A 15,500-nucleotide genomic window follows, 5' to 3' on the forward strand; every position below is an offset into this window, starting at 1 on the left:
CTGTTTTTAGTTCGTTAGTATATTAATGATGCTGATTCTTCATCTGTGGTGTTCGGTAGTGCCCGTGACAATGAATATGACGATTTGGACTTGGGAAACGCGATGAGCGTGTTGTGTTTGGTCTTGGAGCGGCTGGACGAGTCATAATGGCACCTACCTTTGAGAGTCACAGATTTATGCAACATGCATGTAACTCAGTATGAAAGAAAGATGCCAAAAACGCATAATCCAATAGTAATAAATTAACTATTTATAGCAAAATGTCTCAGTTGTTGGATTTCATCGGCCCATATTTCGGGCTCTATTGTCTCTAAAATCAGTGGTATAGCATCAAATCGTTTATCTTTAGCAATATACTCAAAACAAGCCCAACCGATCTCACCTTTACCCAGTGAATGATGGCGATCCACCTTACCTGCCAACGGGATCTTTGAATCGTTTAAGTGCATAGCCCTTAAATAGTGCATGCCTACAACACGATCAAACTCCGCAAACGTCGCATCACACGCCTCTTTTGTTCGCAGATCATAGCCCGCGGTAAACGTATGGCACGTATCAAGACAGACACCGACGCGTGATTTGTCTTCTACCTTATCGATAATGTGCGCTAGGTGCTCAAAACGCCAGCCTAGGTTTGTCCCTTGTCCCGCCGTATTCTCAATCACCGCAATCACTTCAGGGACAGTCTTGTGCGCTAAATTGATAGATTCAGCGATTCGATCAAGACACTCCTGTTCAGAAATCTTCTTTAGGTGACTGCCTGGATGGAAGTTAAGTAACGTCAGTCCCAACTGATGACAGCGCTCCATTTCATCAATAAACGCCGCTCGAGACTTCTCTAACTTCTCTTGTTCAGGAGCGCCTAAGTTGATTAAGTAAGAGTCATGAGGAAGAATTTGTTCCGTGCGGAAGCCGTATTTTTGACATTCCGCTTTAAAGTTTTGAATGACTTTTTCATCAAGCGGCTTTGCCACCCATTGACGCTGATTTTTAGTAAATAACGCAAACGCGTTTGCGCCAATCGCATGGGCTCTTTGTGGCACATTATCCACACCACCAGCCGCAGACACATGCGCACCAATAAATTTATTCATCTTTGTTTTCACCCGATCAAGATCACAATTCTAGAACTGTTATTTAGCGATCTTATACTTTCAGTTTTAGCTATGGAAATCGTTGATTTTTGGTTTCCAGAGCAATAAATCGGCTCATTTTGTTGTTTTATTACAACAAAATGAGCGCTCAAATAAATTTGAATACTTAAAATAACATTTAAACACACCATTTTTAAAGGTTTAGTTGACCTTGGTCAAAAAATTAACCCTTAAGTTTTTAATGTTTTTTGTTGTAATTTGATCTAAATCAATACTAAAATAACCACAACGAGTTATATATAGACCAGCTCAACAAAATTTGAAAATTAACACCATAAGTTTACCACTCTAAAAGTGGATTAGGAGATAGTGATGATTCAAGGTATCCAAATTACTAAAGCAGCAAACGACGACCTACTAAACTCAATCTGGTTGATCGACGGTGAGAAAAACGAAGCTCGTTGTGTTGCAGCAAATGCTGGTTTTGAAGCAGACCAAGTTATCGCTGTTAGCGACCTAGGTGAGTACGAAAGCCGTGAAGTAGCCATCGAAGCTGCTCCAAAAGTCGAAGGCGGTCAGCACCTAAACGTGAACGTTCTTAAACGCGAAACTCTAGAAGACGCAGTAGCTAACCCAGAGAACTACCCACAGCTAACTATCCGTGTTTCTGGTTACGCAGTGCGTTTCAACTCGCTAACTCCAGAACAGCAACGTGACGTTATCGCTCGTACCTTTACTGAGTCTCTATAATTCGAGACTCTAAGTAAACGAATACTAAAAAACAGACGCATAAGCGTCTGTTTTTTTATGCGTGTAAATCGGCAATCAACCGATACAAAAAAACCTCCCGTAGGAGGTTTTTGATGCGCACTTAATAAACACTGCAGCCTAAACTGTGTCATCCCTGCGCAGGCAGGGATCTTCTCAAAGCGCGCTCACAGCATCTAAGTATTACTTCAACGTCACGCGAGCAAACTTACGCTTACCCACTTGGTAAACCGCCTGGCCTGCCGCTGGTACTAGCTTAGTATCTTCAACCTTCTCGCCGTCAATCTTCACTGCACCTTGGCGGATCATACGCATCGCATCAGATGTTGAGCTCACAAGACCCGCTTCTTTTAGCAAGTTACCGATTGGAAGACCCGCGTCGAAATCGAACTCCGGCATCTCTTCTGGCATCGCACCTTTTTGGAAACGGTTAATGAACTCTTTTTCCGCCGCATCAGCATCTGCTTCTGAGTGGAAACGAGCAATGATTTCTTTGGCCAGCAAGATCTTCACGTCACGAGGGTTTGCACCACCTTCAACGTCTGCCTTGAACTGCGCAATCTCACCCAGTGGACGGAATGACAGCAGCTCGTAGTAGCTCCACATCAAATCGTCAGAGATAGACATGATCTTACCGAACATTTCAGAAGGGGCTTCACTCACACCAATATAGTTGTGAGCAGATTTAGACATCTTCTTCACACCATCTAGACCAACAAGTAGTGGCATAGTCAGCACAACTTGTGGTTTTTGACCGTGTGATTTTTGCAGTTCACGACCCATTAGTAGATTGAACTTCTGGTCAGTACCACCAAGCTCTACATCCGTTTCCATCGCTACCGAATCGTAACCTTGAAGCAGTGGATACATAAACTCGTGGATTGCGATTGGCTGGTTGTTGCCGTAGCGCTTTTTAAAGTCGTCACGCTCAAGCATACGAGCAACAGTTTGGTTTGCAGCAAGGCGAATCATGCCCTCAGCACCAAGCTCAGATAGCCATTCAGAGTTGAATGCAATCTTAGTCTTTGCAGGGTCTAGGATTTTGAATACCTGCTCTTTATACGTTTCTGCATTACGCAGTACGTCTTCACGAGTTAGCGGTGGACGAGTGGTGTTCTTACCCGTCGGGTCGCCAACCATACCGGTGAAGTCACCGATCAGGAACGTCACGTCGTGGCCTAGGTCTTGGAATGCACGTAGTTTGTTGAGAATTACGGTATGGCCTAGGTGAATATCTGGCGCAGTTGGATCGGCACCCAGTTTAATGCGAAGAGGACGGTTCTCTTTTAGCTTCGCAATCAGTTCTTCTTCTGGAATTAGCTCGTCGACACCGCGTTTGATTTCAGCCAACGCTGCTTCAAGGTTCGCCATTCTTGTTCACTCCCACAGATTTGGCAAAAATAGTTTAGTTCGACATCTTACTTGAATAGCGATGTTTTTTGAAACGAGTTAGACTATTTGGTTTAGGAAATTACAAAAATAATGTTGAATTAAACGCTCATGGTCTCTGTTTTAAAGCGCTTGCCTTGGCTACACCGCGCGCTCATCGCCTTTTTTAGTGCCATTATCGTCGTCGCACTGTTTCTGCCTGATATTTCAGAGCTCGACGATAGCAACGACCGACTCGAAATTGGCAAGCACTACACGCTCTCCATTGACAGCGATGCATTCCCTGCTGGCAATGCAGCTCCACCAACCGTGGTACTAAAATGGGAAGAACATACGGTTCGCGCTGGAGAGAGTGCCGCAATTTTATTTCAACGTCTTGGACTTTCCCCTCGCCTACTTCATGACCTTATCTATACCAACGATGACATTAAGAAGCAGCTTTCACGCTTACGTCCAGGCGACAAATTGACCTTTGGTTTTGATGAGAACAGTGACTTCGTACAGTTAAAGCGCCGCATCAATGACTACGAAACATTTAAGGTCACCAAATCCGATAAAGGCTTTGCCTCTAGCTGGGACAAAAAGCAGGTCGACTACCAATATAACTATGCGCAAGCAGAAATCAGCTCAAACTTCTGGAATGCGGGAATTGGCGCTGGACTGACTGCCAACCAAATCATGGAGCTGGCGGGAATTTTTGGTTGGGATATCGACTTTGCGTTAGATATCCGCTCTGGCGATTACTTTAAGCTGCTATACCAAGAGAAAGTGGTCGAAGGTGAAGTAATTGGTCGCGGCAAGATCATCGCGGCTATCTTTAAAAACCAGAATGATACGTTTACCGCTATCTTTGATGATAAAACGGGTAACTATTACGATGAAAATGGCCGAGCAATGAAAAAGGCCTTTTTACGTGCGCCTTTGGATTTTCGTCGTGTAACCTCCAACTTCAACCCGAACCGACGCCATCCAGTGACCGGTAAAGTACGTGCCCACCGGGGCACTGACTATGCCGCGCCTGTTGGCACGCCAATTTGGGCAGCTGGTGACGGTACCGTTATTAAATCAAGCTACAACCAGTTTAATGGGAACTATGTATTTATTAAGCACAGTAACACCTTTATTACCAAGTACTTACACTTGCAAAAACGTAAGGTAAAAACCGGTCAGCGAGTGAAACAGGGACAAACTGTCGGTACACTTGGTGGAACAGGGCGAGTCACAGGACCTCACCTACACTATGAATTCTTGGTCAATGGCGTGCATAAGAACCCAAGAACGGTCAAACTGCCGCAATCGAAGTCTCTGACGGGTAAAGCGAAGCAAACCTTCTTAGCCAATGCGCAAAACCGCCTCAATACTCTAGATAGATACAGTGAGCTGCTTTACGCCAACAACTAGCAGCAGAAACTAAAAAGCCCCAAGCATTTGCTTGGGGCTTTTTAGTTTACGAGGGTTTCAGTAATTAGAAACCTATTGCTTGTTAGGCGTATCGCGGTACATCTCTTCGATCTCATCTTGATAACGGTCGTTAATCACCTTGCGGCGCAGCTTCTGCGTCGGTGTTAACTCCCCTTTATCCATAGAAAAACCGTTAGGGAGCAGTTTAAACTTCTTCACTTGTTCAAACTTAGCCAACTCTTTTTGCAGTTCAGTGATGCGCTTTTCAAACATCTCCACCACTTGGTGGTGCTTGATGAGCTCTAAGCGATCTTGGTAAGCAATGTTTAGCTCTTTGGCATGCTCTTCTAGCGTATCAAAGCAAGGCACAATCAAAGCAGATACAAACTTACGAGTGTCCGCAATGACCGCAATTTGCTCGATATAATGGTCTTTACCGATCGCACCTTCAATTGCTTGAGGAGCAATGTACTTACCATTTGAAGTTTTCATTAGTTCTTTAATGCGGTCGGTAATAAACAGATTACCGGCAGCGTCAAACTCGCCTGCATCGCCAGTTTTCAAGAAGCCATCTGCATCAAAGGTCTTAGCGGTTTCTTCTGGCAACTTATAGTAGCCACGCATCACCATAGGGCCGCGCACTAAGATTTCGTTATTGTCACCAATCTTCACTTCCGCGCCGGGCATCGGCATACCGATGGAGCCTGGGTTGTAGCAGGTATCATCCCAGCAAGAAACAGTCGCCGTGGTTTCCGTCATACCGTAACCAAGCTTGACGTTAATGCCAATTGCTTGGAAGAAACGGCCAATGGTTTCATCCAATTTAGCGCCGCCACATGGCATGAAGTTAATGCGACCGCCTAATAGTTCACGAAGTTTACCTAGCACAATCTTGTCCGCCAGCGCGTAACTCTTCTTAAGTAAGAACGAAGGCTCCACATTGTCTTGGCGGCACTGCGCCATTTTCGCGCCCATGTTCACCGCCCAGGTAAATAGGATCTTGCGGTGAATCGGTGCTTTAGATACACGTTCGTGAATTGCTGAGAAGATCTTCTCGTAGAAACGAGGCACAGCACTCATTACCGTTGGACGGATCTCGCTAAGAGCATCTCGCACTTGCATCGTATCTTGTAGGTAGCAGTTGGTGCCGCCTCGGTACAATACATAAAAAGTCCATGCACGCTCAAAAACATGCGAAAGCGGCAAGAAACATAGTGAGACATCACTTTCGCTAAGGCTTAGCCTTTCATCGTGTCCTTGTAGCTGAGCCGCAATATTAGCGTAATCTAACATTACCCCTTTCGGCTGGCCTGTAGTACCAGACGTATAGATAAGTGTTAGCAAATCGTCATAGTTAGCTTGTTCAATTCGCGCGTCTAATTCTGGTTGGACGTCACTGCTTACGTCGGCAGTAAATTGCTGCCAAGTCATAGAGAAATCATTGTCCGCGAGAACGATCTCTTCGCTCATCGCGACGATCAGCTCTAGCTGCTCACATTCTTCATAAATGGAGACTGCCGCTTCATATTGCTCTTGCTCGCCAACAAATAGAATACGGACGTCGGCATTTTGTACGATGTAGCTGGTTTGGGCTGGCGTATTAGTAGGGTAAATGGGTACAGTCACTGCGCGAACTTGAAGCGCAGCCAGATCAGCAATGGTCCATTTCGGCATGTTATTGGAAATGATACCAATTTTATCTTGAGGTTGGATTCCTTTTCCGAGTAGAGCGAGTGACAGCGCATCTACGCTAACGCCAAACTCTTTCCAGCTAATCCCTTGCCATACATTGTTGATTTTATGTCGTAAGGCGATCTTGTCGCCACCTTGTGCGATTCGCTCACGAATCTTCGTTACGATATGGAAATCTAAATTAGCCATGTTCTATCTTACCTTTTAGCTTACACATGTAAGCCTTTTTGAGCGCACAAGTGTACCTGTGCCGCCGAAAAAGGCAACAGACCGACATCAAAGTTATCAATAATTCCTGGTAGCTTTACCGCCCAGTGATAATAAGATTTTGAACAATATGAAAAAAGCCCTGAATACATAGTAGTCAGGGCTTTGAGAATTAAGTTGTAATGGATTATGACAAAGCAACCACTTCGCCACAGATAACCATCAGTTGATCACGTAGCCAGATGTGACCTTTATCTTTTTCACTAGATTCGTGCCAGCTCAGGAAGCCGCTGATCTTGTTGTTTTCAGTTGGCAGCGTCAGTACTTGAAGCTGATCTTTGTTTACTGCGTTTTCAACCAACCAACGTGGAGCGATGGTCACTAGCTCAGATTGACCAACAACGTAAAGTACGTTGCTTAGGCTAGTACCTTCGTAAGACGCTTGGCACTCTAGGTCACGGTAAGCTTGCTCTGAGAAGCTACGAACACCGTGTACTTTTGATAGCTTAGCGTGCTTTTCGTTCGCTAGCTGAGCTGTGCTTACTGCACCGTGAATGCGTGGGTGGTTTTTCGCTGCTACGACAACCAATTCATCTTGGAAGATCTCAGTGCTTGAGAAGCCTTGAGCGTCGTAACGAGCGTAATCGATAACGAAGTCGATCTCTTGGAAGCGCATGCGGTCAGCTAGCTGACGGTCTGCTTCTGCATCTAGGTGAAGCTGAACGTGTGGTGCTTGCTCAGAGATGGTTTGCATGATTCGTGGCGCAAAACGCATATCACAAGGAGAGCAAATCGCCATCTTAAATAGACGCGTTGAAGTCTCAGGAGTAAAGATTGAACTTGGTAGCTCGTTGCGGATCAACTGAAGCGCTTGACGCACAGGGCCAAATAATTGGCGTGCACGCTGAGTTGGCTGAATACCACGACCCTGGCGCATGAACAGTTCATCGTTGAACATCACCTTAAGGCGCGCTACTGCGTTACTTACTGCAGGTTGCGACATACCTAAATTGTGCGCCGCGCGAGTGATATTCTGCTCTTGCATCACTGCGTCGAATACAGTCAATAGGTTTAGATCTACGCCGCGTAATGTGCTTTCCATGCGGTAACTAGCGATTGCGCTCATAGCATCTTTTTTGTCTAACATTTAGTAAGCCTCGTGTAATTTCAATCTCGACTATTGGGGGTAGGTAACCAATAAAACAGAACAATGAGAACAGCGTCATCGCCTATGGTGTACCTTACGTCATTCTATTAATCCTCTGCATACTTCGAGGACGAAACCAACTATCCACCAATAATTAACTCAACACCAACAAGATTGACAAAGAATCATCAAATTTTATCGAGAAAAACGCAATAACCTTAAACAACAATAAGTTACACCATATATAAAAAAAGATAAATTATATTTTTAATAACTTTTGTTGGACGGAGCGGCCAGATACATAACCAGACACTATGTCACTCAACCAAAGGGGAGAACAGAGCCTATTTAATACATGCACAAAAGGCAACCACAACTATTCGCATAGCATATAGTTAATATCTATCGGTATAGAATATTTTTGAAAACCAAAGAGGTGCGTAAGGTTGCATACAATCGATTACAATAACATCAAAACCCGAATCAAAGTGCGATTCGGGTCTTGTTATTGCTATGCCCAACTAACCTCAAGATTAGTTGGGTTATCGTGACGTAAACTTAAACTGAGGCGTAACTAGGAAAGTCAACTTTGTCCCAAAGACGCTTACGCAGATTGGCGCTGCATGACCAATCCCCGCTTACTAGCCAATCGGCAATGCCTTCGGCAACATTTGGATAAAAAACCCGTTCAGCTTGTTTCTCATCTAACCAATCGCGAATCACACTGGCATCAAGAAAGTCCATAGATTGAGCAAGCCCCAAACTATCAAGCGTTGCTGCATTGCTTTGCTGCTCAAATTGACCGTCCAACGGCTTAACGAGTAACTTTTTGCCTAAGCTGAGCGCCTCTGACGGCAACTCAAAGCCACCGTTAGCGATAACACCAGCACAGCGATGGAGATCGCATTGAAAACTCTCGTGGCCAAGCGGTTTCATCAAAATGTTTTCTATCTGAACGTGCTCAATATTCTCTGGGTGATAACAGATAAAGTTGTTTTGGCTAAATCTAAGCAACAGGTCAACAATAGCTTCAGTATTTTCAAATGGAAGGTAGACAAGAATAAAGTCTTCGGAGGTCACATCCTCTCCAGAGGTATGCACAATAGGTGGCAGAATAGGCTGGCCAAAGTGGTACCAGTGTAGGCCTAGCTGATACTGTGACGGAGCGAAGTGCTGAATCACCGAATCATCCAGCCAGTTTGCGCCTTTTTGAGGCACATCAAACAGAAATGCATTTTGATGGCTAATGCTTACAGTGGGAATGTTCTGCTGCTTTGCGGCCCAAGCAGAAACGGGTTCAAAGTCATTGACCACCACATCATAACCAGAAACATCGAGCTCTCTGACTTCACGAATAAAGTGGGGCAGACTGTTCTCAAACGCCGTTTTCATATAGTTCACACGGCCATTTTCCGTCACGAAGCTAAACCCGCGCCGCGTTTGGTAATCACCAAACTGCTGCATCGAGAAGTACTTACTTTTCTCTCGACCAGAAAATAAAAAATCGACTTGCACATCATGATTGGCTAGCGCCTGACTCATCGCTCTTGCCCTGGCAATATGGCCATTACCCGTACCCTGCACACCATAAAGTATCTTCATTTACACGCCTCCTAGCCAAGCTTGTACATATTCAAGCGCAACGTAAGCCGATGACATACCCAGTACCGCACCAATCACCACATCGGTGAGAAAGTGCACACCAAGCAGAATGCGTGAAGCGCCAATTAACACTGCCCACATCAGCGCGGCGTCGTGCCACTCGGGATAAAACTGACCAATAATGGTCGCCATCAAAAAAGCGGCCGCAGTATGTCCCGACGGTAAACTGTAGCGATCAGAGGGGGTAATAAAAGCGTGCAGTAAATGAGAAAATTCTTCAGGCCTGCGACGCTTGAAGCTGTTTTTCGCTAACCAGTAAATCGGTAACTCGATAGCAAACGCTAACAAGGCCGCCGTAAAAAACAGCTTGCCAACCGGTTCATCTAAGCAAAAAACAGCGATGCCAAGTAACAGGTACAAATGACCGTCGCCCGTTCGAGACACCCAACGACTTACCGATGCTACTTGAGCGTTAAAGCGATGCTTTAGACAAAACAATGAAAAAGCCAAATCCATTCTTGCTATGGGTTCAATCGTTCGCACAACCTACTCCTTGTTAGACGCGCAGTTCATGATCAAAAAGTAGTCAGCAACAATGACAATTCGGTGACGATTTATTGGAGAAATGATGAAAGTTAGCGCTAGAGGAACCCTAGTCACTAACTTTCATTTGATTAAGAAGATGAAATTTATGGCGTATTACAGCTCTTCATGTTTATGAACCAGTCCCCAATCCGCGAGGATGGCGTATGCAGAAGGAATCATGAACAGCACCAAAGCTGTGGACGCAAAAATACCGAACACAATAGAGATAACCAGAGGTTGAATGACTTGAGCCTGCAAGCTGGTTTCAGTTAGCAAAGGCAACAAACCGGCTGCAGTGGTCATCGACGTTAAGAACACAGCTCTGAAACGCTCACGACTCGCTTTCACCACAGAGTCATGGACGGAGTCACCCTCGTCAACGTGGTGACGTATGTACTGCACCAATAAGATAGAGTCGTTAACGACAATCCCCGCCAATGACACAAAACCCATGATACTTGGCATACTCATCGCGTGCCCTAGTAGCAAATGTCCCCAGACCACGCCGATAAAGGCAAGCGGTATCGCCAGCATTACCACAAACGGCTCTAGGTAACTTCTGAACTGATAGCTAAGGATGGTGAATACACCAAACAGACCCAGCAGAAATCCTTTTGCCATCGACGCGCCCGTCTCTGCGCTATCTTTGGTTTCACCCTCAAAGTCAAAACGCAGCCCTGGATACTCTTGTTGCAGCTTCGCCACTTCTTCGGTTTGGAACTGTCTAATGATATCGGTTGAGCTCGCTTTAGTGGTATCAACATCACCGAACACGCTGACCGTTCTCAAACCGTTGACGCGTTGGATACGAACGTAGTTACGCTGAAAATCGAGCGTCGCGACGGATGCCAACGGTACTTGCGAGCCATCCGCTAAGAAAATTGGGAAGTTCGATAACTGCTGAATGTCACCAATATCTTGCTTGTCGAGCTTCACTTCAATCTTAATGTTCTCAACACCCACTTGGATCTCATCGGCGGTTTGGCCAAAGAAAGCCGCACGCAACTGACTTGCGATCATCTGACCGTTAACCCCAAAGCTCTCAGCACCAGGTCGCAGTTTGACTAAGATCTCTTCTTTGCCGAGGCGCATGTCATCGAGCACGCCACTCACACCATCAAATTCATTCAGGTATTGCTGTATTTCAACCGACGCGGCTTTCAGCATGTCCAGATCGTCGTGTGCAATGCGCACTTCAATCGCACGACCACCCGGCCCCATCGTTGGTTGCTTGAATACCATAGAGATTGGGTCAGCAAGCTCCCCTACATCCTCACGCCAAGCATCGATAAACTCATCGATGAGCGTATTGCGAATCTCTGCACTAAGCAGATCCAGCCTGACCGTCGCTATATGGGGGCCAGATTCATTGGCATCTTGGTTAGTGTTGAACTGACTGGTGATCTGCTTCACCAAGGTTTCACCACCTTCCACCTCTTCACTCCACTGCTTATTGAGCTTTTCTGCGGACAGAACGATTTTATCGACCACTCGCTCTGTCTGAGACAAAGATGCTCCTGGCGGCAGAATAATACGAGCTTCGGCAATGTCCCCATCCAATGCTGGGAATGGGTTGAACTTCACCACACCACCAGCCAGTAGACTCACAGAAATAAGCAGCGCCGCAAACACGCTACCCATAAAGGCATAACGATATGAAACGACTTTATCTACCGCATTCACAAGCGTGGTATTCCTAAAGTGTTCAAAGCGCTCCAACAACACACGTTTAAACTTCAAAGGCTGTTTGTCACGGTTATGCTTGTGCAATGAATGAGACAAATGATTTGGCAGAATTAAGAAGGCCTCAACCAGACTCAATGACAAGACAAGTATTAGCACCTGAGGTACTGCCCTTAGTACGGCGCCCATCTCCCCTTGTAAGAACAGCAAGCTACCGAAAATACACACCGTGGTTAAGAAAGAGGAAATAACACCCGGCAGCACTTTCTTAACGCCATTGATCACCGCATCATCAATTTTCTGCCCACGGTCTAAGTGCGCCTGTATCGACTCTGCGATCACGATGGCATCATCCATCATGATACCAATCGCCATTAGAAGCCCCACCAGAGACATGATGTTAATGGATAGCCCAAGATTCGCCATCAAGAACAGGCCGCCAAGGAACGCCACTGGCAAGCCCGCGGCCACCCAGAATGAGTAACGGAAACTGAAAAACAGCCACATGGTCGCAAATACCAGCAAAATACCTTGCCAGCCGTTTTTTACCATCATGGTCAGACGATCCCACAATATGGATGACATATCATTGGTCAATTCAAGCGTAACCCCCTCAGGGGCAATCAGACGCTGCGCTTCTACAAACTCCGTTACCTTCTCTTTCACACGTAGCGCGTCATCTTCCTTGTTCTTACTGATTTTAAGCAAAGCCGAAGGCTTGCCATTAAACAGAACTTTTTGTTCATCCAGTTCGAAACGGTCGGTAATAGTGGCGACATCTTTGAGACGAATTAACGCGCCACTTGGGCTTGAGCCCACAACGATCGACTCTAACTCTTGAGGCGTAATACGCCTCTCATCAAAGCGAATCAAAAAGTTCTTATCTTCCGTTTCGACATTGCCGCTTGGGAGCTTAATGTTTTGATGACCAATCTGGGTAGCAATATCACCGATACTTAACCCTAGCTGACGCATGATTTGAGTATTGAGCTCTACACGGTATTGGTGATCAGAAAAGCCACTGACATCGACGAGCGAGACACCATAGTCGAGTTTTAGCGTGCGCTTTAACTGCTCAGCGTACGCTTTTAGCTCTGGCCAACTGGTCTCAGCAGTAATCGCAACATCCACTACGGGTTCGTTCCAATCCAGCTCTTGTACCACTGGTGATTCAATCTCATCAGGAAAGTCATTGATCGCGTTGATCTGAGTTTGAACATCCACCAGCATTCGGCCAATGTCGGCTTTTTCATCAAGCTTGAGGGTCAATCTTGCTGAGCCTTCAATCGCTTCACACTTGGTCTCTACGATGTTTGAAAGGCCGTCAACCGCATCTTCCATACGCACACACAAGCTCTCTTCCACTTCTTGCGGCGAGGCACCAGGGTAAGTGATCGCGGCCATAATGTAGGGAGGATCGAACTCAGGAAAGGTCTCACGCTTGATGGTCGACAGCGAGCTGATACCGAGTATCAGCAGCGCCAGCATCAGTAGATTCGCCGCCGTTGGGTGTTTGGAGAAAAATCGAATCATTGGGTAACCTCTCCAGCACCGTGATCATCACTTTGACTATCACGCAACAGCATCCCCTCAATGGCTGGCAAGATATCATTGAGGATCACCTTTTCACCCGCTTCAAGATTACCAGAAATGATCACCTGGTTGTCACGACGATATTCGACATTCACATCGCGCATTTCCAAACGATTTTCCGCGTTCATCAAATAGATCTTATCACCATGCAAAGCCCGCTCAGGGACAGACCAAGACTGCTGTTTTTGACCTTCAATTGTCGCCTTCACAAACATGCCATTAACCAGCACAGGTGTCCCTGCCAAGCCACTACTGCTTGGTAATTGCGAGACCTCTAGGATCACTCCTGCGGTTGCTTGGTTGGCATCAACCGTTTCACTCACGCGCGCGACTTTCGCTGGCCACGTTGCAGTAAGGTTGCCGCTACTGAGTTCGACTGTCGCTTGTAACTTACCTAGCTCGCCGCGCTCGGTTTGGTCTTCATCCCATGAGAGGGTGTCCGAAAGCAGTTGTAAGTCATGGATAGACAATTGCGCTTCCACTTCCATGACATCGTTTAGGTGCGCGGTGACCATGGTTTGCTGTAAGTTCACCACCTGATTGATCTCAGCATCAACCTCTGAGATACGCATCGTCATTGGCAGCGCAATGCGAGTTTTCTCTAGCGAGCGCTGCGCTTCATCGGCTTTGGCTTGATTGACCTTAACCAATGCTTCAGATACACCACGCTCATCTGGCATCAGCGCCAATTGATTTTCAATCTCTTGGACTAGCTTCTCCTGTGAAAGCATATTTAGCTGCTGAGTATCAACATCGGACTGTGAAGTGAGCCCGCGCTTATTCAGATCCACGCGGCGCTGATACTCGTTTTCTGCCAGCTTCAAACGATTCATCTCAATCGACAAAGTCTGCTTTAGGTTGGTCTCTTCCTGATCAAGACGCGCCAGTTGAGTCTGACTGGATTTCAAATCAGCAATGGCTTGAGATAGCTTGAGCTCATAATCTAAAGGGTCAATTCGGAGAATTTCTGTGCCCGCGGCTATCACTGTGCCTTTCTCAAGGTTAGGGTGCTTATAAGTAACCGCGCCCGTCACTTCAGCAATGGCTTGCCACTGCACTTTCGGCTCAGCGCGACCAAAACCAATCGCCATTGGTGATGACATCTGAAGTTGTAGCGGCATGATATCCACCACACGTGAACGATCGCCTGCTGGTTTGGTTGGTACATCAGGGCGCAGGTTCACGGCAGCGATTAACGCCACGACACCGACTGCAAGCGCAGGAAAGAAAAGGAGTTTTTTATTAATAGACTTCATAGAGATACATTCTTTTAATTAGGATGGGTCACGCAACAACCCACGCTTAAGCAAGGCGATGTTATGTTCGAGGAGTTCGTTTAAAAATTCTTCATTGACTTCAATGCCATGCAAACTCAGAAGAGCAGGCGGTGCGACAAATGGAAACACCATTAGGCTAATGAGTGAGATTTTGCACATACGTGGGCTCAGCCCTTCACGTAACAACCCGAGCTCAGACATTTTATTGAACATGAAATCTTGGTCTGGACGACCAATGTCTGCAAACACCTTTTCAAACAAGCGACGCTGCGTGGCTGACGGAGGCATGTGCATGACTTGGGAGATCAAGCGTGGAAACTGCGGTACTTTATTCATTTCAAAATAATAAGTACGCATGAAGTCAGTGAGATTGCCGTAATCGCCATTTTTCATCAGCGATTCCATTTTGTTCTTCATTGGCTGCAAGGTTTCGCGCACCATGGTCTCGAATAGACCTTCTTTGTTGCCAAAGTAGTAGCGAATCATAGCGATATTAACGCCCGCCTTTTGCGCGATAAGGCGTGTCGACACTTTGTCATATGGCATTACTACGAACAGATCACGAGCATGGGTAAGCAGCTTGTGCCTAGCATCCGTGCGTTCTTTGGGGCGACCAACTTTACGTGTGGCCTCAATCGCGTTCGTCATACCAATCCTTGCTTTTATTAATCATCGATTAATTGTAGAGTAAAGCTTGTTCAATCCGCGAACAGTTAAATTCATCAAATATTAATCAGATGATTAATTATAAATTGGCGACCACCTCCCTCTCTTAGCATAGAGAGCGAACTGCTCCGATATCCATAAAAATTCAGATTAACCCTTGACGCATGAAGCTGAGTGCGGTACTAATCTTGTAACTTATTTTTGTGGAACGCATAACAGTGTCATTACGTTTTTCTCTACTCCTGAACCTCCTCCTTATCGTGAAAAAATCGCGCGGGTAGGTTGTGGACGAAAAACACCACATAAAGAATTCCAAAAAACCCGCTTACACAAGCGGGTTTTTTTATATCGATTGAACTGGACGTAAACGATTAACCTGGATAAAGAGGAAGCAAA

11 protein-coding genes are annotated in these 15,500 nt (G+C 46.0%); 2 read left to right on the forward strand and 9 right to left on the reverse strand.

The window, feature by feature from the left end; translation table 11 throughout:
- Nucleotides 1-242: 242 nt before the first annotated feature.
- Nucleotides 243-1,094 (reverse strand): deoxyribonuclease IV, encoded by an 852-nt coding sequence (nfo, locus tag ACVA6Q_RS10155; RefSeq protein ID WP_446647409.1) that lies wholly within the window; start codon nt 1,092-1,094, stop codon nt 243-245.
- A gap of 372 nt (nt 1,095-1,466) precedes the next feature.
- On the opposite strand from nfo, the gene grcA reads away from it, so the two are divergent.
- Nucleotides 1,467-1,844, forward strand: a complete 378-nt coding sequence (gene grcA / locus ACVA6Q_RS10160; RefSeq protein ID WP_353497042.1) for an autonomous glycyl radical cofactor GrcA — start codon at nt 1,467-1,469, stop codon at nt 1,842-1,844.
- Between the two features lie 201 nt (nt 1,845-2,045).
- Here grcA and tyrS read toward each other — a convergent pair whose 3' ends face one another.
- A complete protein-coding gene (gene tyrS / locus ACVA6Q_RS10165; protein ID WP_042473489.1) occupies nt 2,046-3,233 on the reverse strand; it encodes a tyrosine--tRNA ligase in 1,188 nt (395 codons plus the stop codon).
- A gap of 129 nt (nt 3,234-3,362) precedes the next feature.
- Between tyrS and ACVA6Q_RS10170 the strand changes: the two genes are divergently transcribed.
- Nucleotides 3,363-4,652 carry a peptidoglycan DD-metalloendopeptidase family protein gene (locus ACVA6Q_RS10170; RefSeq protein WP_446647410.1) on the forward strand — a complete coding sequence of 430 codons (1,290 nt, stop codon included), beginning with the start codon at nt 3,363-3,365 and terminating at the stop codon, nt 4,650-4,652.
- A 72-nt stretch (nt 4,653-4,724) separates the two neighbouring features.
- On the opposite strand, the gene ACVA6Q_RS10175 is transcribed toward ACVA6Q_RS10170, so the two are convergent.
- The 7 genes from ACVA6Q_RS10175 to ACVA6Q_RS10205 form a co-directional block, all read right to left on the reverse strand.
- A complete protein-coding gene (locus ACVA6Q_RS10175) occupies nt 4,725-6,533 on the reverse strand; it encodes an AMP-dependent synthetase/ligase (protein WP_446647411.1) in 1,809 nt (602 codons plus the stop codon).
- Between the two features lie 205 nt (nt 6,534-6,738).
- Entirely contained in the window at nt 6,739-7,698 is a 960-nt protein-coding gene (gene leuO / locus ACVA6Q_RS10180) for a transcriptional regulator LeuO (RefSeq protein WP_042496454.1), read from the reverse strand.
- 558 nt (nt 7,699-8,256) lie between these two features.
- The gene (locus ACVA6Q_RS10185) at nt 8,257-9,300 is read right to left on the reverse strand and encodes an MJ1255/VC2487 family glycosyltransferase (protein WP_446647412.1); all 1,044 of its coding nucleotides are present in this window, start codon (nt 9,298-9,300) and stop codon (nt 8,257-8,259) included.
- On the reverse strand, nt 9,301-9,843 hold the full coding sequence (locus ACVA6Q_RS10190; RefSeq protein ID WP_446647413.1) for a phosphatase PAP2 family protein: 543 nt from the start codon (nt 9,841-9,843) through the stop codon (nt 9,301-9,303).
- 156 nt (nt 9,844-9,999) lie between these two features.
- Nucleotides 10,000-13,101: an efflux RND transporter permease subunit gene (locus tag ACVA6Q_RS10195; RefSeq protein WP_446647414.1), complete on the reverse strand. Its 3,102-nt coding sequence runs from the start codon at nt 13,099-13,101 to the stop codon at nt 10,000-10,002.
- Complete coding sequence (locus tag ACVA6Q_RS10200; RefSeq protein WP_446647415.1) at nt 13,098-14,417, reverse strand: efflux RND transporter periplasmic adaptor subunit; 1,320 nt, start codon at nt 14,415-14,417, stop codon at nt 13,098-13,100. The genes ACVA6Q_RS10195 and ACVA6Q_RS10200 overlap by 4 nt, the downstream gene beginning before the upstream one ends.
- An 18-nt stretch (nt 14,418-14,435) precedes the next feature.
- Nucleotides 14,436-15,086, reverse strand: a complete 651-nt coding sequence (locus ACVA6Q_RS10205; protein WP_446647416.1) for a TetR/AcrR family transcriptional regulator — start codon at nt 15,084-15,086, stop codon at nt 14,436-14,438.
- Between the last annotated feature and the right edge of the window lie 414 nt (nt 15,087-15,500).

The sequence above is a fragment of the Vibrio sp. DNB22_10_4 genome (assembly GCF_052879755.1).

Bases quoted from the DNA above. Each gene is read 5' to 3' on its own strand.
- ACVA6Q_RS10170 (WP_446647410.1), top strand. From the start codon at position 3,363: ATGGTCTCTGTTTTAAAGCGCTTGCCTTGGCTACACCGCGCGCTCATC.
- nfo (WP_446647409.1), bottom strand. From the start codon at position 1,094: ATGAATAAATTTATTGGTGCGCATGTGTCTGCGGCTGGTGGTGTGGAT.
- ACVA6Q_RS10205 (WP_446647416.1), bottom strand. From the start codon at position 15,086: ATGACGAACGCGATTGAGGCCACACGTAAAGTTGGTCGCCCCAAAGAA.
- ACVA6Q_RS10175 (WP_446647411.1), bottom strand. From the start codon at position 6,533: ATGGCTAATTTAGATTTCCATATCGTAACGAAGATTCGTGAGCGAATC.
- leuO (WP_042496454.1), bottom strand. From the start codon at position 7,698: ATGTTAGACAAAAAAGATGCTATGAGCGCAATCGCTAGTTACCGCATG.
- ACVA6Q_RS10200 (WP_446647415.1), bottom strand. From the start codon at position 14,417: ATGAAGTCTATTAATAAAAAACTCCTTTTCTTTCCTGCGCTTGCAGTC.
- ACVA6Q_RS10195 (WP_446647414.1), bottom strand. From the start codon at position 13,101: ATGATTCGATTTTTCTCCAAACACCCAACGGCGGCGAATCTACTGATG.
- ACVA6Q_RS10185 (WP_446647412.1), bottom strand. From the start codon at position 9,300: ATGAAGATACTTTATGGTGTGCAGGGTACGGGTAATGGCCATATTGCC.
- tyrS (WP_042473489.1), bottom strand. From the start codon at position 3,233: ATGGCGAACCTTGAAGCAGCGTTGGCTGAAATCAAACGCGGTGTCGAC.
- grcA (WP_353497042.1), top strand. From the start codon at position 1,467: ATGATTCAAGGTATCCAAATTACTAAAGCAGCAAACGACGACCTACTA.